This window comes from Streptomyces sp. NPDC088553 (assembly GCF_044752965.1).
GTDB lineage: Bacteria > Actinomycetota > Actinomycetes > Streptomycetales > Streptomycetaceae > Streptomyces.
Genome location: NZ_JBIVMG010000001.1, coordinates 157,097 through 178,258, shown reverse-complemented (window position 1 = coordinate 178,258; position 21,162 = coordinate 157,097). Strand labels below are relative to the sequence as shown.

General features: G+C 72.7%; 19 protein-coding genes. 8 read left to right on the top strand and 11 right to left on the bottom strand.

Going from position 1 to position 21,162, the window contains the following annotated elements; translation table 11 throughout:
- Window positions 1-10: 10 nt before the first annotated feature.
- On the bottom strand, window positions 11-1,753 hold the full coding sequence (locus tag ACIP8Z_RS00875) for an ABC transporter substrate-binding protein (protein WP_402077042.1): 1,743 nt from the start codon (window positions 1,751-1,753) through the stop codon (window positions 11-13).
- A gap of 204 nt (window positions 1,754-1,957) precedes the next feature.
- On the opposite strand from ACIP8Z_RS00875, the gene ACIP8Z_RS00870 reads away from it, so the two are divergent.
- Genes ACIP8Z_RS00870 through ACIP8Z_RS00840 form a run of 7 tightly spaced genes read left to right on the top strand, consistent with a single transcriptional unit; the run spans window position 1,958 to window position 9,098 of the window.
- Window positions 1,958-3,115 carry an NAD(P)/FAD-dependent oxidoreductase gene (locus ACIP8Z_RS00870; RefSeq protein ID WP_402077040.1) on the top strand — a complete coding sequence of 386 codons (1,158 nt, stop codon included), beginning with the start codon at window positions 1,958-1,960 and terminating at the stop codon, window positions 3,113-3,115.
- Window positions 3,116-3,147: 32 nt separating this feature from the next.
- On the top strand, window positions 3,148-3,462 hold the full coding sequence (locus ACIP8Z_RS00865) for a (2Fe-2S)-binding protein (RefSeq protein WP_402077038.1): 315 nt from the start codon (window positions 3,148-3,150) through the stop codon (window positions 3,460-3,462).
- Entirely contained in the window at window positions 3,443-4,957 is a 1,515-nt protein-coding gene (locus ACIP8Z_RS00860; RefSeq protein WP_402077035.1) for an NAD(P)/FAD-dependent oxidoreductase, read from the top strand. Before ACIP8Z_RS00865 ends, ACIP8Z_RS00860 begins: the two co-directional genes overlap by 20 nt.
- Window positions 4,958-5,014: 57 nt before the next feature.
- Window positions 5,015-5,923, top strand: a complete 909-nt coding sequence (locus ACIP8Z_RS00855) for a dihydrodipicolinate synthase family protein (protein ID WP_402077033.1) — start codon at window positions 5,015-5,017, stop codon at window positions 5,921-5,923.
- Window positions 5,924-5,983: 60 nt separating this feature from the next.
- Complete coding sequence (locus ACIP8Z_RS00850) at window positions 5,984-6,988, top strand: proline racemase family protein (RefSeq protein WP_402077030.1); 1,005 nt, start codon at window positions 5,984-5,986, stop codon at window positions 6,986-6,988.
- Window positions 6,985-8,370 carry an aldehyde dehydrogenase family protein gene (locus tag ACIP8Z_RS00845; protein WP_402077028.1) on the top strand — a complete coding sequence of 462 codons (1,386 nt, stop codon included), beginning with the start codon at window positions 6,985-6,987 and terminating at the stop codon, window positions 8,368-8,370. Before ACIP8Z_RS00850 ends, ACIP8Z_RS00845 begins: the two co-directional genes overlap by 4 nt.
- Before the next feature lie 47 nt (window positions 8,371-8,417).
- Complete coding sequence (locus tag ACIP8Z_RS00840) at window positions 8,418-9,098, top strand: GntR family transcriptional regulator (protein ID WP_402077026.1); 681 nt, start codon at window positions 8,418-8,420, stop codon at window positions 9,096-9,098.
- Between the two features lie 20 nt (window positions 9,099-9,118).
- Here ACIP8Z_RS00840 and ACIP8Z_RS00835 read toward each other — a convergent pair whose 3' ends face one another.
- The 7 genes from ACIP8Z_RS00835 to ACIP8Z_RS00805 all read right to left on the bottom strand — a co-directional run bounded on the left by ACIP8Z_RS00835 (window position 9,119) and on the right by ACIP8Z_RS00805 (window position 17,374).
- Window positions 9,119-10,165 (bottom strand): LacI family DNA-binding transcriptional regulator, encoded by a 1,047-nt coding sequence (locus ACIP8Z_RS00835; RefSeq protein ID WP_402077023.1) that lies wholly within the window; start codon window positions 10,163-10,165, stop codon window positions 9,119-9,121.
- A 68-nt stretch (window positions 10,166-10,233) separates the two neighbouring features.
- Window positions 10,234-12,195 (bottom strand): glycoside hydrolase family 36 protein, encoded by a 1,962-nt coding sequence (locus ACIP8Z_RS00830; RefSeq protein WP_402077021.1) that lies wholly within the window; start codon window positions 12,193-12,195, stop codon window positions 10,234-10,236.
- A 5-nt stretch (window positions 12,196-12,200) separates the two neighbouring features.
- A complete protein-coding gene (locus ACIP8Z_RS00825; protein ID WP_402077018.1) occupies window positions 12,201-13,016 on the bottom strand; it encodes a carbohydrate ABC transporter permease in 816 nt (271 codons plus the stop codon).
- On the bottom strand, window positions 13,013-14,005 hold the full coding sequence (locus ACIP8Z_RS00820; protein WP_402077016.1) for a carbohydrate ABC transporter permease: 993 nt from the start codon (window positions 14,003-14,005) through the stop codon (window positions 13,013-13,015). Before ACIP8Z_RS00820 ends, ACIP8Z_RS00825 begins: the two co-directional genes overlap by 4 nt.
- 2 nt (window positions 14,006-14,007) lie before the next feature.
- Window positions 14,008-15,342 carry an ABC transporter substrate-binding protein gene (locus tag ACIP8Z_RS00815; RefSeq protein ID WP_402077013.1) on the bottom strand — a complete coding sequence of 445 codons (1,335 nt, stop codon included), beginning with the start codon at window positions 15,340-15,342 and terminating at the stop codon, window positions 14,008-14,010.
- Entirely contained in the window at window positions 15,327-16,613 is a 1,287-nt protein-coding gene (locus tag ACIP8Z_RS00810; protein WP_402077011.1) for an aminotransferase class V-fold PLP-dependent enzyme, read from the bottom strand. The genes ACIP8Z_RS00815 and ACIP8Z_RS00810 overlap by 16 nt, the downstream gene beginning before the upstream one ends.
- A 125-nt stretch (window positions 16,614-16,738) precedes the next feature.
- A complete protein-coding gene (locus ACIP8Z_RS00805; protein WP_402077009.1) occupies window positions 16,739-17,374 on the bottom strand; it encodes a TetR/AcrR family transcriptional regulator in 636 nt (211 codons plus the stop codon).
- Between the two features lie 53 nt (window positions 17,375-17,427).
- On the opposite strand from ACIP8Z_RS00805, the gene ACIP8Z_RS00800 reads away from it, so the two are divergent.
- On the top strand, window positions 17,428-18,405 hold the full coding sequence (locus tag ACIP8Z_RS00800; protein ID WP_402077007.1) for a GNAT family N-acetyltransferase: 978 nt from the start codon (window positions 17,428-17,430) through the stop codon (window positions 18,403-18,405).
- 82 nt (window positions 18,406-18,487) lie between these two features.
- Here the strand turns inward: ACIP8Z_RS00800 and ACIP8Z_RS00795 are convergent, their stop codons facing one another.
- The 3 genes from ACIP8Z_RS00795 to ACIP8Z_RS00785 all read right to left on the bottom strand — a co-directional run bounded on the left by ACIP8Z_RS00795 (window position 18,488) and on the right by ACIP8Z_RS00785 (window position 21,131).
- On the bottom strand, window positions 18,488-18,805 hold the full coding sequence (locus tag ACIP8Z_RS00795) for a VOC family protein (protein WP_402077005.1): 318 nt from the start codon (window positions 18,803-18,805) through the stop codon (window positions 18,488-18,490).
- A 328-nt stretch (window positions 18,806-19,133) separates the two neighbouring features.
- Entirely contained in the window at window positions 19,134-20,351 is a 1,218-nt protein-coding gene (locus ACIP8Z_RS00790) for an MFS transporter (protein ID WP_402077003.1), read from the bottom strand.
- A 186-nt stretch (window positions 20,352-20,537) separates the two neighbouring features.
- Window positions 20,538-21,131 carry a malonic semialdehyde reductase gene (locus tag ACIP8Z_RS00785; protein ID WP_402077001.1) on the bottom strand — a complete coding sequence of 198 codons (594 nt, stop codon included), beginning with the start codon at window positions 21,129-21,131 and terminating at the stop codon, window positions 20,538-20,540.
- Between the last annotated feature and the right edge of the window lie 31 nt (window positions 21,132-21,162).

Sequence of the window (21,162 nt, the reverse complement as noted above, 5' to 3'; positions counted from 1 at the left end):
ACGGCCGGCCTCAGTTCCCGCTCTTCGAGGGGTCCTTGAGGCCGACGGTGGCGTAGTCGAGCTGGCCGCCGAAGGAGGTGTGACCGAAGGCGCCGGCGATGTTGGTGCCGATGAGGAGAGGCTTGCGCTCGACGACGACGGGCGCCGTGGGCGCCTTGGCGAGGATCTCTCCGTCGAGTTCCCGCCAGGCCTTGGCCGCCTGGGCTGCGTCGGCCATCGCCGCGATCTCGTCCATGCGCTTCATCGTGGCCTCGTCGCGGAAGAGCGAGTGGTTGCCGGAGTTGCCCTTCTCCTTGATGAAACGGCCGTCGAAGACGAACGGGAGGAACGTCGAGCCGGAGGGGTAGTCGGGGCACCAGCCGGTGTAGACGAGGTCCGTGCGGTTCTTGGTGTCGCCGATCGTGTCGTAGAAGGCGGAGGGGTCGACGGTCTCGATGGTGACCTTGATCCCGGCCCGGCCGAGAGACTGCTGGACGGCCTCGCCGACGGCCTTGTCGCCGTTGGAGACGGTGAGGCGGGTGGTGAAGCCGTCCGCCTTGCCCGCCTGCTTGAGCAGCTCCTTCGCCTTGGGCACGTCGCCGGTGAGCGGGATGCCGAGGGTGTCGGGCTGCTTGCCGCCGAACAGGAAGCCGGGCATGAGCGCGGTGGCGGGGTCGTTGACGGCGGGGCCGCCGGAGGCGGTGAGGACGGCCTCGCGGTCCAGGGCGTACTGCACGGCCTGCCGGACCTTGACGTCGTCGAAGGGCGCGCGCCCGGTGTGCATCTGCACCATCTCGGTACAGCTGGTCGACTCGGCGAGGAGTCGGGCCTTGATGTCCGGCTTGGTGAGCACCTTGGGGGTGGACTCGGGACGGAGCTTGTCCCACGGGACGGCGGAGGCGTCCGGCCCGGTGGCGGCGATGAGCCGGTCGTCGATCTGGTTGGCCTTGAGGCCCATGGTGACGACGACCCTGTCCGGGTATGCCTTGCGCACCTGGTCGGTCTTCGGGTCCCAGTGGGTGTTGCGGACGAGGACCAGCTGCTTGTCGCGGGCGTAGGAGTCGATCTTGTACGGGCCCGAGGAGAAGGGCCGGTTGTCGTACTGGGGCCCCTTGTCCTGGGACGGGGGCACGGGCGCGAAGGTGGGCAGCGTGGCCGCGAAGGGGAACTCGGCGAAGGGAGTGCGGAGTTCGAAGACGATCGTGCGGCTGTCGGGGGTCTTCACGGAGGCGAGGTGCTTGCCGCCCGCCGGGCCCCGGTAGCCCTCGGCGCCGGCGAGGTAGCGGGCCGCGTAGTCGGGGCCGCCGGGCAGCTCGGGGGAGAAGGACCGCTCCACGTTGTACTTGATGTCCTGGGAGGTGATCGGCGTGCCGTCCTCGTACTTCAGTCCCGGCTTGAGCGTGAAGGTCCAGGTCTTGGCGCCGTTGGAGGAGACGCCCAGGCTCTCCGCGAGGTCGGGGACCAGCTCGCCGCCCCGGGCTCCGGGCTCCGCTTTGTACGTGACGAGAGTCCGGTAGAGCAGGCGGGTGCCGAAGTCCATGTCGCCCATCACCCAGTTGCGGGCCGGGTCGAGGTGGGTGAAGTCCTGGTTGGACAGGACGGTGAGGGTGCCGCCCTTCTGCGGTGTGCCGCCGAGGACGGCCCCGGTGTTGGCGGTCGCGGGGTTCCCGCCGTTCCGGGCGCCCCCGGAGGTGCCTCCGCCGGAGCAGCCGGTCGCGGCGAGGGTCAGGGTCGTCACCAGGGCCGTGGCCAGGGTGCGCGTGCGCTTGTTCATAACGGGTCACTCCGGGGAGCAGTCGGACAGCCGGGGCGGCTGGAATGTGACCGGTAACATAGTAATGTGAAATTGTACTGACAAGGTGTCGGGGCGGCCGTTACCCATCCGTGTCCGGAAGGTGTCGACGCGGGTGGGGCGGCGCCCGGTGGATGTCTTGGTCAGGGTCTTGGCAGGGCGAGTGCAATGTGAAATATTACTGCTGTGCCCACGAGAGAAACCTCGGACGTCATCGTCATCGGCGCCGGCGTGGTCGGCGCGGCCTGCGCCCACTACGCGGCCCTCGCCGGCCTCTCCGTCACCGTCGTCGACCGAGGTTACGTCGCCGGCGGCACGACCGGAGCGGGCGAGGGCAACCTCCTGGTCTCCGACAAGGAACCCGGCCCCGAACTCGAACTCGCCCTCCTCTCCACCGCGCTGTGGACCGAACTCGCCGACAGGCTCCCGCCGGCCGTCGAGTACGAGGCCAAGGGCGGCCTGGTCGTCGCCTCCGGCGAGACGGGACTGAACGCCCTGCGGGAGTTCGCGGCCCGCCAGGAGAAGGCGGGTGTCGTCACGCACGAAGTGCCCGGTGACCGGCTCCACGACCTGGAGCCCCACCTCGCACCGGGCCTCACCGGCGGCTTCCACTACCCCCAGGACGCCCAGGTGATGCCCGCCCACGCCGCCGCGCAGCTCCTCCGAGCCGCCGGCGACCGGGTCCGCCTCGCGCTGGGCGAGGAGGTCACCGGCCTCCTCACCGGCGCGGGCGGAGCGGTCCGCGGAGTGCGGACCGCCACCCGCGAACTCCATGCCCCGTACGTCGTGAACGCCGCGGGCACCTGGGGCGGCGACCTCGCCGACCTCGCCGGCGTCCATCTGCCCGTCCTGCCCCGCCGCGGCTTCGTCCTCGTCACCGAGCCCCTGCCGCGCGTCGTCCGCCACAAGGTGTACGCCGCCGACTACGTGGCCGACGTGGCCAGCGGCTCCGCCGCGCTCCAGACCTCGGCCGTCGTCGAGGGCACCCCCGCCGGGCCCGTCCTCATCGGCGCCAGCCGCGAGCGGGTCGGCTTCGACCGGACCCTGTCCACCGAGGTCCTGCGCCGCCTCGCCGCCGGGGCCACGGCCCTGTTCCCCGTCCTCGGCACCGTACGGGCGATCCGCACGTACCCCGGCTTCCGCCCCTACCTGCCCGACCATCTGCCCGCCATCGGGCCCGACCCGCGCGTCCCCGGACTGCTGCACGCCTGCGGCCACGAGGGCGCCGGAATCGGCCTCGCACCGGTGACGGGACAGATCGTCGCCGCCTGCATGACCGGCGCCGAACCTCCCCTCGACCTCCACCCGTTCCGCCCCGAGCGCTTCGACGCCACCGCACCCTGAGGCGCGCACCCACCGTCACGAGAGGAGGGCCCGTGGCCCGCACCCCCATCGACCTCGTCGGGGCACAGCCCGATCCGCCGTTCGAGATCACTTTCGACGGCAGGTCCGTCCCCGCCCTGCCGGGCCAGACCCTCGCCGCCGCCCTGTGGGGCGCGGGCATCCTCGCCTGGCGCACCACGCGGGACGGAGGCCGCCCGCGCGGCGCGTTCTGTGGCATCGGCCAGTGCTACGACTGCCTCGCCACCGTCAACGGCGAGCCCAACCGCCGCGCCTGCCTGGTCCCGGCGCGCCCCGGCGACGCGATCACCACCCAGGAGGGGCACGGCCATGACCACCTCGGCGTCTGAACCCGAAGACGTGGCTGGAACGGGCCGACGCTCGGACGCGTCGTACGACCTGGTCGTCGTCGGCGCGGGCTCCGCAGGGCTCGCCGGAGCCGTCTCCGCCGCCGAACTCGGCCTCTCCGTCGCCCTGCTGGACTCCTCGACCCAGCCCGGCGGACAGTTCTACCGGCACCCGGCGCCCGCCCTGGGGGCGAAACGGCCCGAGGCCCTCCACCACGACTGGTCCGCCTTCGCCGACCTGCGCCGCCGCCTGCACGCGAGCCGCGTCGACCACCTGACCGGACATCATGTGTGGTCCGTCGTGAAGGAGACCGACGGGACGTGGACGGCGCACGCCCTCACCGGCGCAGACGGAAGCGCGGACGCGCCCGTCCGGATCCGGGCCCGTGCCCTGCTCCTCGCCACCGGCGCCTACGAGCGCCAACTGCCCTTTCCCGGCTGGACCCTCCCCGGAGTCGTGGGCGCCGGGGGAGCGCAGGCGATGCTCAAGTCCGGGCTCGTGCTGCCCGGCCGGAACATCGTCGTGGCCGGCAGCGGCCCGCTGCTCCTCGCCGTCGCCTCGTCCCTCGCCTCGGCGGGTGCGCGGGTGCCGGCGGTGGTCGAGGCGGCGGGGTACCTGCGCTACGGTCGCACGCCCCGGGCGCTCGTCACCAACCCCCGCAAGGCCGTCGAGGCCCTCGTCCACACGGCCGCGCTGGTCCGTCACCGGGTGCCCGTACGGCTCCGCAGCGCGGTGACCGAGGTGCACGGCACCGACCGGGTGGAGGCCGTCACGGTGAGCCGCCTGGACCGCGAGTGGCGGCCCGTACGGGGGACGGGCCGCCGGATCGCCTGCGACGCCCTCGCCGTCGGTCACGGCCTCGTGCCCCAGATCGAGCTGGCCGTGGCGGTCGGCTGCGCCACCCGGGCGCTGCCCGACGGCACTCTGGGCCTGGCCCTGGACGCGCTCCAGGAGAGCTCGGTGCCCGGACTGTGGGCCGCGGGCGAGACCGGGGGCGTCGGCGGTGCCGAACTCGCCAGGACCGAGGGGGAGCTGGCGGGCCGGGCGATCGCCGCGCGGCTCCTCGGCCGCCCCGGTGGAGTCGGCGCGACCGCCGGGCTCCGGCGGCGCCGGGACCGCATGCGGGCCTTCGCCGATGTCATGTCCGCCGCGCACGCCCCCGGCCCCGGCTGGACCGGGTGGCTGAGCGACGACACGGACGTGTGCCGCTGCGAGGAGGTCCCCGCGGGCAGGGTCCGCGAGGCGGTCGCCGAGTGCGGCGCGCGCGACGCCCGGACCGTCAAACTCCTCACCCGGGCCGGCATGGGGTGGTGCCAGGGCCGGATGTGCGGGACCGCCGTGGCGTGCCTCGCGGCCGCCGGAGCCACCCCTGAACCGCCCGCCGAACGCCGCCCGTTCGCCGTCCCCGTCCCGCTGTCGACGTTGGCCGCGCTCGACGGGCCGCCGTCGGACCCGACTCCCGCGTCCGACGGCCCGACAGGCCCAGTCCCTACCTAAGCCAGCACATCCGTCACATCCGTTGCACCCGCCACACCTCACCGAAAGGTCGTCGAGATGAACACCACCGCCTGGACCACCGACCGCCCCTGGCGCGGCATCATGGTCGCCACCACCCTCCCGTTCAAGGAAGACCTCTCCGTCGACTACGACGCCTACGCCGAGCACGTGGCCTGGCTGATCGCCAACGGCTGCGACGGCGTCGTCCCGAACGGCTCCCTCGGCGAGTACCAGACCCTCACCGCCGACGAGCGCGCCCGGGTCGTCCGTACCGCCGTCGAGGCCGCGGGCGACGGAGCCAGGGTCATGCCCGGCGTCGCCGCCTACGGCAGCGCCGAGTCCCGCCGCTGGGCCGAACAGGCCGCCGAGGCCGGCTGCGGTTCCGTCCTGCTGCTGCCGCCCAACGCGTACCGCGCCGACGAGCGCTCCGTCATCGCCCACTACGCGGACGTGGCCGGGGTCGGCATCCCGGTCGTCGCGTACAACAACCCCATCGACACCAAGGTCGACCTCGTCCCGAGCCTGCTGGCGAAGCTGCACGCCGACGGCAGCATCGTCGCCGTGAAGGAGTTCAGCGGAGACGTCCGCAGGGGATACGAGATCGCCGAACTCGCCCCGGAACTCGACCTGCTGATCGGCGCCGACGACGTCCTCCTGGAGCTCGCTCTGGCCGGTGCGGTCGGCTGGATCGCCGGCTACCCCAACGCCCTCCCCGCCAGCAGCGTCGAGCTGTACCGGGCCGCCGTGGCGGGCGACCTGGCGACCGCCCGGCCGCTCTACTCCTCGCTGCACTCCCTGCTGCGCTGGGACTCCAAGGTCGAGTTCGTCCAGTGCATCAAGCTGTCCATGGACATCGTCGGCCGCCGCGGCGGCCCCACCCGCCCCCCGCGCCTCCCGCTCACCGGTGCGACCGAGGCCGCCGTACGTACCGCCACCGAGAAGGCCGTCGCCGACGGTCACCGCTGACCGGACCTGCCGACCGGACCCGCAGACCGGATCCACCGACCGGACCGAAAGGAACTCCGCGTGCGTACGCGTCATGTCTTCCACGCAGTCGACTCCCACACCGAGGGAATGCCCACCCGGGTCATCACCGGAGGCGTCGGTGTGATCCCCGGGGCCACCATGGCCGAGCGCAGGCTCCACTTCATCGAGCACCTCGACCACCTCAGGACGCTCCTCATGTTCGAGCCGCGCGGGCACGCGGCCATGAGCGGCGCCATCCTCCAGCCGCCCACCCGCCCCGACGCCGACTACGGCGTCCTCTACATCGAGGTGTCGGGCCTCCTGCCGATGTGCGGCCACGGCACCATCGGCGTCGCCACCGTCCTCGTCGAGACCGGCATGGTGCCGGTCGTCGAACCGGTCACCACGGTCCGCCTGGACACCCCGGCGGGACTCGTCTCCGTCGACGTCCAGGTGCAGGACGGCGCGGCGAAGTCCGCCACCTTCACCAACGTGCCCGCCTTCTGCGTGGGCCTGGACCGCGCGGTGGACGTCCCCGGATTCGGCAAGGTCACCTACGACCTCGCCTTCGGCGGCAACTTCTACGCCTTCGTGCCCCTCGACGACCTCGGGCTGCCCTTCGACCGCCACCGCAAGGACGACCTCCTCGCCGCCGGACTGGCGATCATGGACGCGATCAACGCCTCCCCTGACCGCCCCGTGCACCCCACCCGGCCCGAGATCGCCGGACTCAAGCACGTCTACCTCACGGCGCCCGGCTCCGACGCCACGCACTCGCGCCACGCGATGGCCATCCACCCCGGCTGGTTCGACCGTTCCCCGTGCGGCACCGGAACCAGCGCGCGCATGGCCCAGCTCCACGCACGGGGCGAACTCCCGCTCGACCGCGACTTCGTCAACGAGTCCTTCATCGGCACCCGGTTCACCGGCCGGCTCACCGCCGGGACGGAGGTCGGCGGCCTGCCCGCCGTCGTCCCCACCGTCACCGGCCGCGCCTGGATCACCGGCACCGCCCAGTACTTCCTCGACCCGGACGACCCCTTCCCCGGAGGCTTCCTCCTGTGATCACCGACGTGTCCACCCTCGTCTCGCACAACCCGGCCGACCCGACCGACGTGCTCGTGAGCCTCCCGGCACCCGGCGCCTTCGCGGCCGCCGACGCCGTCGAGCGGGCCCGCGCCGCCCAGCCCGGCTGGCTGCGCGCCGGAGCCGCCGCCCGCTCGGCCGCGCTCGGCGCCGTCGCCACGGCCCTGGAGGCCGCGGCCGACGAACTCGCGGACCTCGCCGTACGCGAGGTCGGTAAGCCCCTCACCGAGGCAAGGGCCGAGATCGCGCGCACCGTCGCGATCTGGCGCTACTACGCCCAGGCGCCCTTCGAGCCCACCGGCACCGTCCACGAGACCGCGGCGGGTCCCGGGCTGCTCCTGACCCGGCGCCGCCCCCACGGCGTGGCCGGGCTCGTCACGCCGTGGAACTTCCCCTTCGCCATCCCCAGCTGGAAGGCCGCCCCGGCACTCGCGGTCGGCAACACCGTCGTCCTCAAACCCGCTCCCGAAGCCACCGCGTGCGCCCAGCGACTCGCCGAGATCGTCCGGCAGGCCCTGCCGGACCACGTGTTCACCGTCCTGCCGGGCGGCCCCACCGAGGGCAACGCCCTCGTCTCCGCGGCCGACGTCGTCTCGTTCACCGGCTCCACCCCCGTGGGCCGGGCCGTCGTCCGCGCGGCGACGGCCCGGGGCATCCCCGCACAGGCCGAGATGGGCGGGCTCAACGCGGCGATCGTCCTGCCCGACGCGGACATCGGGCAGGCGGCGGCCCACATCGCCGCCGCAGTCGCCGGATTCGCGGGCCAGAAGTGCACCGCCACCAGCCGGATCGTCGCGGTCGGCGCCGCCCTCGACCCCCTGCGCGAAGCCCTCTCCGAGGCCTTCGAGGCCGTCCGGGTCGGCGACCCCGCCGACCCGGGGACCGTGTGCGGGCCACTCGTCCACGAGAGCGCGCGCGAGCGGGTCGTCGAGGCCTGGCAGGGGCTCCCCGTCCTCGCCGGCGCCACCGTCCCGACCACACCCGGCTGGTACGCGGCCCCGACCCTGGTCGAGAAGGTCCCGCCGGGGCACCGACTGCTCAACGAGGAGGTCTTCGGACCCGTCGCCGCGCTGCTCCCCGCCGACGACCTCGCCCACGCGGTACGGATCACCAACTCCGTGCCGTACGGCCTCGTCACCTCGGTCCACACGGCCGACCTCGACGCGGCCCTGTACGGACTCGACCTCGTCGACACCGGCATGATCCGGATCAACGCCCCGTCCACCGGTGTCGACTTCCACCTGCCGTTCGGCGGGGCCAAACAGTCCGGTCACGGCCCGCGCGAGCAGGGCAGGGCGGCCCTCGAGTTCTACACGTCCTCCCGGACGTACACCCTGGCACCCGCGGGCGCCGCGACGTGACATCGTACGGTGGTGACGCAGAACGAACCGAAGGGATCACCACCTCCATGGGGCACCTGACCCAGCGCGACCTGAACGCTTCCCGGGAGCGGCTGCGCGACCAGGTCGCCCACGCCCTGCGCGCCGCCCTGATCTCCGGTGAGCTGCGGCCGGGTGTGGTGTACTCGGCCCCCACCCTGGCCGAGGACTTCGGGATCTCCGCCACTCCCGTGCGTGAGGCGATGCTCGACCTGGCCCGCGAGGGACTGGTCGAGCCCGTCCGTAACAAGGGGTTCCGGGTCACCGAGGTCGACGAACGCGACCTCGACCAGTACACCGAGATCCGCGCGCTCATCGAGATCCCGACGGTCGGCCGCGTCACCCGGTCCGCCACGCGTGAGGACCTGGAGGCGCTGCGGCCGGTGGCCGCGGAGATCGTGCGCGCCGCCCGTGAGCACGACCTCATCGGCTACCTGGAGGCCGACCGGCTCTTCCACCTCACCCTGCTCGGCCTCGCGGGCAACGAGCGACTCGTCGAGACCGTCGGCGACCTGCGCAAGCGGTCGCGCCTGTACGGGCTCACCGCCCTCGACGAGAGCGGCGACCTCATCCCGTCGGCCGAGGAGCATCTGGAACTGCTCGACCTGATGCTCGCCGGGGACGCCGAGGGCGCGGAGGCGTGCATGACCCGGCACCTGGGCCACGTCCGATCCCTCTGGGCCAAGCGCGAGGGACCGGCCGAAGCCTAGAACGCACCCGTCCGTTCGTATCAGGGACGGGTGCGCGGCTGTCGCGCCGGTGTGCTGCCCCGTACGACCGGCTCCGCCGGAAGCAGCAGTCCATTCGTGGGGGCGGCGGCGGGGTCCTCGACGGCGGTGATCAGCCGGGTGACGAGGGCGTGGGCGATGGCGGACAGAGGCAGGCGCACGCTGGTGAGGGCCGGCTGGATCAGGGTGCAGTGCGGCAAGTCGTTGAAGCCGGCGACGGCGACGTCGACCCCGACGGTGAGGCCGGCCGCCCGGACCGCGTGGTAGGCGGCGAGGGCGAGCCAGTCGTTCGCGCACACCAGGGCGGTCGGGCGGTCGGGCCCGACGAGCAGGCGCTGCAGGGCCTGGGAGAGCGCGGCCGGATCGTCGTCCGGTACGCCGACCTCGAAGGCGCCGTCGGGTGCCGCGGCCGCGGCCTGCTGGAGGCCGGCCCGCCGGTCCGCGAGCCAGGGCAGCGAGGCCGCGGAGTTCACGTAACAGAGTCGGCGGTGGCCCTGCTCGATGAGGAGGCCGACCAGGGCGGCCGTGGCGGCCGCGGAGTCGATGTCCACCCAGTTCTGCGGGCGGCCGGGGGCCGTGCGGCCGAAGGCGGCGAACGGGAAGCCGGCCTCGGCGAGCACGTCGACGCGGGGGTCGTCGTGCACCACGTCCGAGAGGACGAACCCGTCGACCTGCCGGGCCGCGATCAGCCCGTTGAAGGACTTGGCGACCGCCGTGACGCCCCGCTGGGGGTCGCAGCGGAACAGCAGGATGCGGTGGCCGACGGCGTCGGCGGCGCTCACCAGCGCCTGGAGGAAGCCGCCCATCAGGGGGTTGGGGTCGGCGGGGTTGTCGGCCGGGGCGGGATAGCCGATGACCTTGCGGGTGCCGGTGCGCAGACTGCGGGCGGACTGATCGGGCTGGTAGCCGAGTTCGTCGATGGCGGCGGTGACCCGGGCGAGGGTGGAGTCGCGCAGCCGGTGGGGGGCGTTGAGGGCGTTCGAGACGGTCTGGCGGGAGACTCCCGCCGCGCGTGCGACGTCCTCGATGGTCACCTGTCGAGCGGTCATCGTTCCTCTGGGGGCGGTGGTCGGAGGGGCTGGGAACGGCGGACGGCCGTCCCCGGCCCCTTCGTCGTTCAGTGCTCTCGGGTCAGGGTGAGCAGGCCGCCGGTCGGCACCGTCACCGGGTTCACCCCGGGGACGAGGTCGAGCACGGTCTCGGACAGGATCTCACCACCGCAGTCCTGAACGAGGGCGAGGGCCCGTTCCCGCCGGGTGGCCACGAGCAGCACCACGGGGTCGCGGTCCGCGTTGGCGACGAGCAGGGTCCGCGGGCCGTCCGTGCCGTCCCGGTCCGGGAGGGCGACGGGCAGCGGCGCGTACCGCGCGACCACGGTGGTGCGGTCGTCGTGGGCGCTCACCAGGGGGTAGCCGAGGTCCGGGCGGGCGGGCTCCAGGCCGCCGAGCTGGAGTACGTCGGCGTGGCGGCGGAAGACGCCGAGCCAGAAGCGCAGGGCGGCGAGTTGGCCGGGGGACTGCGCGGCGAGGTCGACGGAGATCTGCGGCACCGAGAACAGCGCGTTGATCAGGTGGACGGCCACGGACTCGGGCGTCTCGGCGGAATTCCACATGATCATGTCGGCGTGGACGGCGAGCGGTCCCGCGGTGAGCCGGCAGTCGACGGTGCGCTGGCGGTTCTCGGCGGGGCTGAGCGGGCAGTCGGTGGCGCGGACCATGGTGGCGTACGGCCAGAGGCTCGGGCTCACGTACGGCTGGCGGTGTTCGACGATGACGTCCGGCCGGGTGCGGCGCAGACGGGCGTCGAGCTCGGCGAGGAGCCGGCGCAGGCCTTCGTGGACGGTGACGTCGTCGGCGCCGGCCGGCGCGGGCGGCGGGTCGGCGACGGCGAAACGTTCGATGAAGTCGAGCTTCACCCCGTCCATGCCCCACTCCTCGACGGCGCGGCAGACCTTGTCGATCAGATAGGCGCGGACCTCGGGGTGGCGGGGGTCGAGGACGGCCGCCCCCAGGTGGGGCTCCTCGCGCAGGACCTTGTCCTTGAAGCGGTCCCAGGCGTCGTTGTGCCGGCCGATGAACGGCAGCGCGTACCAGAGGAGGTAGGCGAGGCCGCGCCGGTGGACCTCGGTGACGTGGGCCTTGAGATCGGGGAAGGCCGTCGGGTTGGGCTCCCAGTCGCCGCAGTGGGCGTAGCCGCGGGTGCGGTCGGCGGTCTGCCAGCCGTCGTCGACGATGATGCTCTCGCAGCCGAGGCCGGCGGCCAGGGCGGCCTGCTGCTCGACGGCTGCGGCGTCGACGTTCTGGTGGAGGCTGTACCAGGTGGAGTAGGCGGGCATCCGGGCGGCGGGGGCGACGCCGGGGTGGTCCACGCCCTCGGCCCACCAGTCGGTGACGGCCCGCAGGGTGGTCGCGAAATGGCGGCCGCTGAGGTCGATCCGCAGCCGCAACGGCGGCGCGTCCGGGGCGAGGTCCTGCTCGACGGTGAACGCGAACTCCCCGCTCTCCTCCACGACACCGGCGCCGACGCGTACGGGCGCGGCGGTCTCCCCGGCGGCGGCCGTGCACAGGGCGCGGTCGTGGGCGCCGACCAGGCTGGCGACGGGCGCGCCGAGGGCCAGCGAGACCGTCCGGGGGGTGATCCAGGACGGCGGCAGCCAGCGGGAGGCGTCGGTGTCCGGGGTCCAGTAGGCGGTGGCCCCGACGCAGGGGACGCGCCATTCGGCGCGGAGGGTGACGGCCTGCGCCGCCGAGACCTCGATCAGGGCCACGCCGTCCTCGACCCGGGCGACGGTGGCCTCCCACCGGTCACCGCCGAGCCCGGTGAGGTGGAGCACGAGCGGGTCCCCGGTGGAGTGCAACAGGCCCGTGGCGAGGGGGCGGTGGACGGCGGCGAGGTTCTCCGCGGCCGACGCGTCAGGACGCCAGGCCGGGACGGGCTGTCGGGGGTCGGGCTGCGGGGGGTCGACCTGTCGGGAGTCGGGCTGCCGGGAGTCGGGCTGTTGGGGGTCGGCGTCATGACGAGGGGCGGCGTCTCGGGGAGAAGTGCCCTGAGGGGAGGGGAACGTCGGATCGGTGGTCACGGTGGTCACTCCTTCGTGGCCCCGGCGAGCAGGCCGGAGATGAACTGGCGTTGCAGGACGAGGAAGAGGGCCATCACAGGGATGGCGGCGAGGGCACCGGCGAGCAGGACCTGTGCGTAGTTGGTGGTCGAGAGGCCCTGCAGGGTGGCGGTGGCGACGGGCAGCGTGTACATCTCGGGGCTGCGCAGCGCGATCAGCGGCCAGACGAACTGGTTCCAGCCACCGAGGAAGACGAACAGCGCGAGCGCCGCGATGATCGGCCGGTTGACCGGGATGACGATCCGCCACAGCACGCGCAGTTCGCCCGCGCCGTCGACGCGGGCCGCGTCCAGGAGCTCGTCGGGCATGGAGCGCAGCGCCTGCCGCATCAGGAAGATGCCGAACGGGGTCACCAGGCCGGGCAGGACCACGGACTCGTACGAGTCGATCAGGCCCAGGTCCATCATCATCTGGAAGATCGGAATCAGCATCACCGCGTCGGGGATGACCAGGGTGCTCAGCAGCAGGACGAAGAACAGATTGCGTCCGCGGAAGTCGAACTTGGCGAAGGCGTAGCCGGCGAGGACCGAGACGACGACCGCGCCGACGGTCTGGAGGCCCGCCACCACGAGGGTGTTGACGAGGACGCGCGTGAGGCCGATGGACTCCTGGAGGCCCTGGAGGTTCTCCATGAGGTGGCCGCCGGGCAGCAGCTTCGGCGGCCAGGAGAACACGTCCTTGTCGTCCTGGGTGGCGGCCATGGCCAGCCACCAGAAGGGCCCGACGCAGAGCCCGAAGGCACCCGCGAGCAGCACGGTGAGCAGAGGTCCGCGGAGCTTCACCGGCGCTCTCCCATCAGGCGGACCTGCAGGACGCCGAGGACGGACACGATCAGCGCGAGCGCGTAGGCGAGCGCCGAGGCGTAGCCGAAGTCGAAGTACTTGAAGCCGTTGTTGTAGAGGTACATGGTGACCGTGAGGGTGGCGTTGTCGGGGCCGCCGCCGGTGAGGACGTACGGCTCGTCGAAGAGCTGCAGGGTGCCGATGGTGGAGAGCACCACCGTGAGCAGGAGGATCGGCCGCAGCTGGGGCAGGGTGATGGCGAAGAAGCGGCGGACCGGCCCCGCGCCGTCGACCATCGCGGCCTCGTACAGCTCCTTGGGGATGCCCTGGAGGCCGGCGAGGTACATCACGGCGTTGTAGCCGGTGTAGTGCCAGGTGATGACGAGGACGACACCGACGCGGGCCCAGAAGGGGCTGCCGAGCCAGTTCACCCGGTCGATGCCGAACAGGGAGAGGACCCAGTTCAGGAGGCCCGCGTCGTGGTTCAGGATCACGGAGAACATCACGCCGGCGGCGACCAGGCCGGTCAGCGAGGGCACGAAGACGCCGAGCCGCCACAGCGGACGCAGCCAGACCCTGGTGGAGTTGAGCCCGAGGGCGACGAGCAGGGCGAGGCCGAGCATCAGCGGCACCTGGACGACCAGGATCAGCGCGGTGTTCCGCAACGCGGTCCAGAACAGCGGATCGTCCAGGAGACGACGGTAGTTGGCGAGCCCGGCGAACTCCCGGGCGTCGCCGTTGCCGGTCGTGAGGCTGATCCAGAACGAGGCCGCGATGGGGTACGCCTTGAAGACCGCGAAGCCCAGGACGGCGGGCATGATCAGCAGATACGGGACGGAGACACGGGTCAGCAGCCGGCGCCGGCCGGTGCGGGCGCGGCCGGGGCGGGCCGCCCTGCCGGGGCGCCGGTGGCCACGGCGACCGGTGGGCAGGCCGGCCGAGGCGGCGGGCGCTCCGGCGGGGGCGCTTTCGGACGGGGCGAGGGACATGGTCAGGCCGCCTGCTGCCGACCGGTCTGCTGGGCGAGCTGCTTGGCCGCGGCCTTCAGCGCCTCGGCCGGGTCGGCGCCCTTGATCAGCACCTGGCTCTGGGCGTCGGCGGCGAGCTTCAGGGCGCGGCTGTAGTCACCCGTGAAGTTGGTCGCGGCCGCACCGGAGTCGAGCGAGGTGACGAAGGACCGCAGCACCTGCTGGCCCCCGTAGAACGGGTGGGGCGCGCTGAACTTCGGGTCGGCGTATGCCGCCTTGAGGGCGGGGAACACGCCGCCGGAGGCGAACATCCGGTTGATCTCGGCCGGCTTGGTCAGCGCGTACTCGATGAAGCGCCAGGCGGCCTTGCGGCGCTTGCCGGTGGCGGAGACGGTCAGGTAGGTGGAGTTGACGATGGCGCTGCGCCCACCCCCAGGGACGGCGGCGGGCGGCTGCATGACGCGCCACTTGCCGCTCTGGGCGGGGAACTTGGTGGCCAGGTACTCGATGGCCCAGGCGGGGTACGGGGCGGTGGCGAGCTTCCCCTGGCCGACGAGGCGCTTCCACGTGCCCTGGCCGGCGGTGTCGGCGAGCAGACCGGCGTCGTTGAGCCGCTTGATGACGGTGAGGGCCTGCACCGCCTGCGGGGAGGCGAGCGTGACCTTGCCCTCGGCGTCGAAGTAGAAGGCCCCCTGGAGCTGCATCAGGTTCTGGAAGAAGTCCATGTCCTGGGTGGTGCCGGGCTTGTCGAGCCCGAGCAGCTGGGCGCCGGTGGCGGCCCGGATCTTCGGCCCCGCGGCTATCAGATCGTCCCAGCTGGTGAGGGAGGCGGGGTCGACACCGGCCTTCTCGAAGTAGTCGTGCCGGTAGAACAGCCCGAGGGGGTTGACTTCCCAGGGGAGGGCGTGGACGGCTCTGTCCTTGCCCACGACGGTCGGCCACAGGCCCTCGACGAAGGCGTCCTTGTGCCGGTCGGCGCCGAGTCTCGACAGGTCGGCGAGGCCATCGGGGAACTTCTCCAGGTAACCCGGCAGGTAGTCGACCCCGATGTGCAGGACGTCGGCGATCCCCTTGCCGCCCGAGGCGAGACCGACGGTGATCTTGTCCCAGATGGCGGGGTTGCCCACGTCCTGGACGTCGACCTCGATGCCGGGGTTGTCCCGTTCGAAGGAGGGGACGACCCCGCGCAGGGCCTCGGCCGCGGTGGTCCAGCTCCAGACGGTGATCTTCCCGCTGTCGCCGTCGGCACCGCCTCCGTCACCGCCCGATCCGCCACCGCCGCAGGCGGCGAGACCGAGCCCGGCGGCGGAGGCGGTGGCGAGGTGAAGGATCTGTCGGCGGGTCAGCTGCTGGGACATGTCGGCTCCTGGACGTCGGTACGGGGGTGGGCGTGGGGGCTGCTTTCGGTGGTGCTGGTGGTGCCGGTAGTGCCTGGGGTGCCTGTGGTGCTGCTAGGGCCAGTGGTGGAGTGGGTGAGGGTGCGCAGTGCCTCCGCGAGCAGGTCCGCCGCGACGGATGGGGTGGAGGCATGAGGAGAGAGCCGGATCCACTCGTCCCGGCGCGTGGCGATCACCCCGGCCGCTTCGAGGGTGCGATGGACGGTTGCGGGGTCATGACCGGGGAGGCGGAAGGTGCCGATTCCGCCCCGCTCCCGGGGACCGAGCCCGTCCGACAGGACCTCGGCGCCCGCTTTCCGCGCCCGGTCGAGCAGCTCCGCGAGGGTGGCCCGGATGCGGGCACCGACGACGGCCGGGCCGCCCTCGTCGAGCAGGCCGTCCACGGCCGCGCCGATGGCCGCGGCGGCCGGGAAGTCCGGATTGGTGGCCAGGTGGGCGGCGGCTCCGGGCAGGGCGGGCGCCGGATGCCGAACCGCGAAGGGCTCCGTGACACCGGCCCAGCCACCGAGCCCGGGAGCGAGACGCTGGCCGCACCGGTCGCGGATCAGCAGGAGGGCGGCGCCCCAGCCGGCCCGTAGCCACTTCTGGCCGCCGCTGACGAGGATGTCGGCGGCGTCGGCTTCGAGCGGGACGGCACCGAGCCCCTGGATGGCGTCGACGATCAGGAGCCGGTCGGGTCCGAGGACCTCCTTGAGCGCGGCGAGCGGGGCCACATGGCCGGTGAGCGAATCGACGGCGCTGACGGTGAGGGCGGTGACGTCGGGAGTGAGGTGACGGCGCAGGAGATCGGCGGTGATGTGTCTCTGCCCGTCCGGGTCGAGGAGGCGGACGTCCGGGCCGCCGCGGCCGGCGAAGCGAAGCCAGGGATAGACGTTGGCCGGGAACTCGCCACGGGGCACGAGCACGGTGCCGGGTCCCTGGAGCGCGGCGGCCACGGTGAACAGACCGTTGCTGGTGGACGGGGCGAGGGCGATCTCGTGGGGCCGGGCGTCGAGGAGCCGCGCGGCGGAGGTCCGGGCGGCGTCACCGAGGGCGAACAGCTCCTCCAGGTCGGCGGGGTCCGCGCGGCCGGCCAGCGCGGTCGCGGCGGTGAGTGCGGCGGCGGCCCGACGGGAGAGCGGGCCGACCCTGGCGTGGTCGAGGTAGCCCGGCGTCGGACCGCGATCGGCGGCGGCCGGGCCGGGAGCCGCAAGGGGGGTGGCATCGGATGGGCAGGTGATTTGAGCGTTCAAATTCAGTCCCTCAAAGTGACCACTACATGACGATCGCGGGATTTGAAGGTTCACATTAGAGAGCCGGAGGCACCCGGGCAAGAGTTCTGTCGAGGTGAACTGCCGCGGCCGTGCCTCCGGTTGGCCTACCGGTGGCCGGTGGCCCTCCGATCGCCGCCGGTGCCTGGGCGGGGCAGCGCGGTCGTCGCGAGGAAGTCGTCGAGCATCGCGATCTGTACCTCCTCCGGGAATCGGGCCGGGTCGAACAGGGCCTGGACGACGAGGCCGTGCGTGAAGGCGACGGCGGTGGCGGCGAGTTGCTCCAGATCGGTGCCGGTCGGCAGCTCGCCGAGCTCGCGTGCGGCCTCCAGATGGGGGAGGAGGGCCGAGCGCAGCCGGGTGTAGCGGTCGGCCTGCTCCGCGGCGAGGCCGTCGTCCGCGAGGGAGAGGTCCCAGGAGCTGACCCAGATCCGGTTGCGGGCGGTGTCGCCCGGAGTCAGCGGCAGGATGTCCAGCAGCATGACGCGCACGGTGGCGAGGCCCGCGCCGGGACGGGCTCGGCGGGGACGTTCCGCGGTGCGCTTCTCCAGCAGGTCCAGGGCGTGCGTGATCAGGGCCCGTTTGGTCGGGAAGTAGTGCATGAGCATCCCGGTCGAGACGCCCATCGCGGTGGCCACGGCGCGCAGGGTCAGCCCGCCGAATCCCTTGTCGGCGAGCACCTGCCACACCGTCTCGGATACGTCCTCGCGGCGGGCGTCACGGTCTCCAGGTGCGGGCGGCATGCTGCTAGCTTACGTACCGAACGCTTGTTACGTACCGAGGGAGCGATGCTCACATGTTCACTCTTCCCATCGGCGACCATGCCCGGCTCCGTCCCCTTGAGCCCTGGCGGGCGGCGGAGTTCCTCGCCCACATCGACCGTGCGCGGGACACCGTCGACCCGTGGATCCCCTGGGCGACGTTCAGCGTCGACCTGCCCTCCGCCACGGCCACCCTCCAGCGCTACGCCGACCGGCTGGCCGCGGACAACGGCGGGATCTTCGGCATCTGGCTGGACGGCACTCTGGTCGGCGGCGTCATGTTCACCCGCTTCGACAGCACCTCCGGCGTGTGCGAGATCGGCTGCTGGCTCGAGCCGGCGGGGGAGGGGCGGGGCCTGGTGAACCGGGCCTGCCGGACCCTGATCGACTGGGCCTTCACCGTCCGGGGGATGAGCCGGGTCGAGTGGTGGGTCGCGGCGCACAACGCCCGCAGCATCGGGGCCGCGCGCCGGCTCGGCATGCGGCGCGACGGTGTGCTGCGGCGGCATTCCCCGTACCGAGGGGTGCGCCACGACATCGAGGTCTGGTCGGTCCTCGCCGAGGAGTGGCCGACTGCCGGGGAAGCGTCCGCGTCCGGCGTCCAGGCCGAACTCGACCGACTGATGGCCGTGTTCATCGGTGCGTTCACCAACACCGGGGGCAGGCGACCTGAACTCGACGTCATCCGCGACGTGTTCATCCCACAGGGCAGGATCACCGCCAACGTCGGCGGAGAGCCGGTGATCTACGACCTCGACGCGTTCATCGAACCGCGGCAGAGGATGCTCACCGACGGGACCCTGACGGAGTTCTCCGAGGAGGAGGTCTCCGCGCGCACCGAGATCTTCGGATCGATCGCCCACCGGTTCAGTGAGTACCGCAAGTCCGGCTACCACGAAGGCGAATGGTTCGAGGGTGCCGGCCACAAGACCACCCAGTACCTCCTGACCCCGGAGGGTTGGAGGATGTCGTCCCTGGCCTGGGACGACGTACCCGCCGCCGGCACCGGATGACCGTGCGGACGCCGCCGGCGGCGGGACAGGCACCGAGGGTGTGGCCGAGGACCGTGCCGGGCGCGGCCCTCGGTGCGGTGGCCTACGAGGGCCGGCCGCCGTACGGCACGGTGATCAGCTCCATGAGGTGACCCGCGGGGTCGACGAAGTACACGCCGTGGCCGCCGTCATGGTGGTTGATCGCGCCGGGCTGCTTGCGGTGCGGATCGGCGTAGTGCTGGGGGGTGATCCTGTCCGCGGGGATCGTGGCGAAGTCCAGAGTGACGTGGTTGCTCAGATCGACCGCGACGAACGGCCCCCACTTGGCGGTGATCTCAAGACCCAGCAGGTCCGCGAAGAACTCCGCGGATTCCCGGTTGTCCCTGGCGTGGACGATGGTGTGGTTCAACTCGACTGACAAGGAATGCCTCCGAAGGGCATCTCCCGGCACCTCCATGCCGCACCGGGTCGGTGACCGGCACGCGATGCCGCCGTAGATTCTGGTCGCTGCTGTCCAGGTCGCTGCTGTCCAGGCACTGTTGCCCGCACCGCCGCTGCCTGCGCCGCTCATGTCGGTGCCGCTGTTTCCAGGGGGGCGACCAGACCGTTTCCAGTTTATGGCGCGGGCCGGGGGGACGTCGACGCGGTCGCGGGGGTCGTGACGACGTACGTCCACCCCTCCGCATCCGCCCCACGCGCGAGTACGGGGGCGGATGCGGAGGGGTGGACGTGGCGTCGGGTGGTGTGGTTCAGGCGCTGAGAGCGATGAGGGCGGCGATCGCGGGGCCGAAGGCGCCGCCGAGCTGGTAGCCGAGGTTGAACAGGCCGATCGCGGTGGGGCGTTGGGCGGTGGGTGCGGACTGGGTGGCGTAGACCGCCAGGGTGGCCTGGCCGGCGCTCGTGGTGAGTACGGCGAGCGTCGCGGCCGGCAGGAGCAGCGGCGGCCAGGGGGTCAGGAGCGCGGTGAGCGGGGCCAGCGCTCCGGTGGTGAGGAGGATGGTCAGGACGCGCGGGCGGCCCCACCGGGCCGCCGCGGCGGCCAGCGCCATGGAGAGCATCGAGCCGGTCAGGAGGGCGATCAGCTGGCCGGTGCCGATGGTGGAGGTGGACCAGTCGGTCCGGTCGGAGAGCAGCTGCGGGACGGTGAAGAGGAGGGTGAAGTACGAGGTCGCGAAGGTGCAGGCGAGCAGGGTGGACAGGACGAAGGTCCTGGTGCGCAGGAGTGATGCCGGAACGAAGCCGGTGGGGCGGACCCGGACGTGGAGGGCCAGCAGCGCGGCGGCCGCGAGGGAGCCGGCGATCGCGGGAAGCGGGAAGCGGGGGATGAGGACCAGGGCGGTGGCGAGGAGGACGAGGAGGGCGGCGCCGCGGCCGTCGAAGGGGGTGGTGTCGCGAGGGGCGGAGAGGTCGGCGCGGCGTGCGACGGCCGGCAGGGCGAGGAGCGCGACCGCTCCGACGGCGAGGGAGAGGCGCCAGGAGACCGCGCCGGCGATCGTGGAGCCGAGCAGAGGGCCGACGGCGCCGAGAATTCCGAAGCCCGCGGTGATCACACCCATGCGGCGGACCGAGCCCGCCAGGCTCATGGCGGCGGTGATGAGGCCGGCGCCCCCCACCGCCTGGGCGGCGCGGCCTGCCATGGCGAGGGGGAGCCAGGGTGCCAGGGCGACGACGGCGGTGCCGGCCGTGATGAGGACGGCGGCGAGCCGGAGGGTGACGCCCAGTCCGCGGCGGCGCAGGAGTCCCGCCATGAGGGGGGTGCCGACGGCCACGGCCCAGGCGAAGACGGTGACGAGCCAGGTCGCCGTGGCGGTGGGGACGCCGAAGGATTCGGCCATGTCGGGGAGGACGAGGACGGGGCTGTTGGCGCTCGCGGCGAGGGGCGTGGCGAGCAGTGCGAGCCACAGGGCGTGGATGTGACGTGGCGCCTCGGTGGTCTGGAGCGGGCGGGTGCGGTCGAGCAGGGACACGGCGGACTCCGGCGGAAGGGGGCGGGGCGATCGGGGGCGCGCGGCGGTGCTCGCGAGGGGGTGCGGTCGTGTGAGGCGGTGCTTGCGAGGCGGTGCGGCCTTGCGAGGCGGTGTGTGTGAGGCGGTGCGGTCGTGCGTGGCGGGGCGTGTGGCGCGCTACGGGGATGGCGCGCGGGCTGAGCCGGTTCAGACGGTGGTGACGACGTCGTCGTAGGTGAGTCGCGGGGCACGGGGGAACCAGGCGTCGGTGCCCGGGCGGCCGATGTTCACGACCATCAGCGGTGTGTGGTCGTCGTCCAGGAACTCCTTGCGGACGCCGGGGAAGTCGAAGCCGGTCATCGGTCCTGCGGCGAGCCCGGCCGCGCGGATGCCGAGGATGAAGTAGGCGGCCTGGAGCGTCGCGTTGAGCAGGGCGGACTCCTCGCGGACGGGGCGGTCGGCGAAGAGGAGGTCCTTGGCCTGGGGGAAGTGCGGGAGCAGGGTGGGGAGTTCCTGGTGGAACTCGTTGTCGGCGGCGAGGATCGCGACCAGCGGCGCGGCGGCGGTCTTGGGCCGGTTGCCCTCGGCCATGTGTTCCAGGAGCCGCTCGCGGGCCTCGTCGCCGCGGACGAGGACGATCCTCAGCGGGGACTGGTTGTAGGCGGTGGGGGCGTACTTGACCAGGTCGTACACGGCCCGGATCTGGTCCTCGGTCACCGGCTCGGCGGTGAAGGTGTTCGCGGTACGGGCCCGGCGGAAGAGGAGCTCCTGCGCGGCGGGGTGGAGGACGAGCTCGGACATGGGATGCTCCTGTTGTTCAGCCTTGATAATC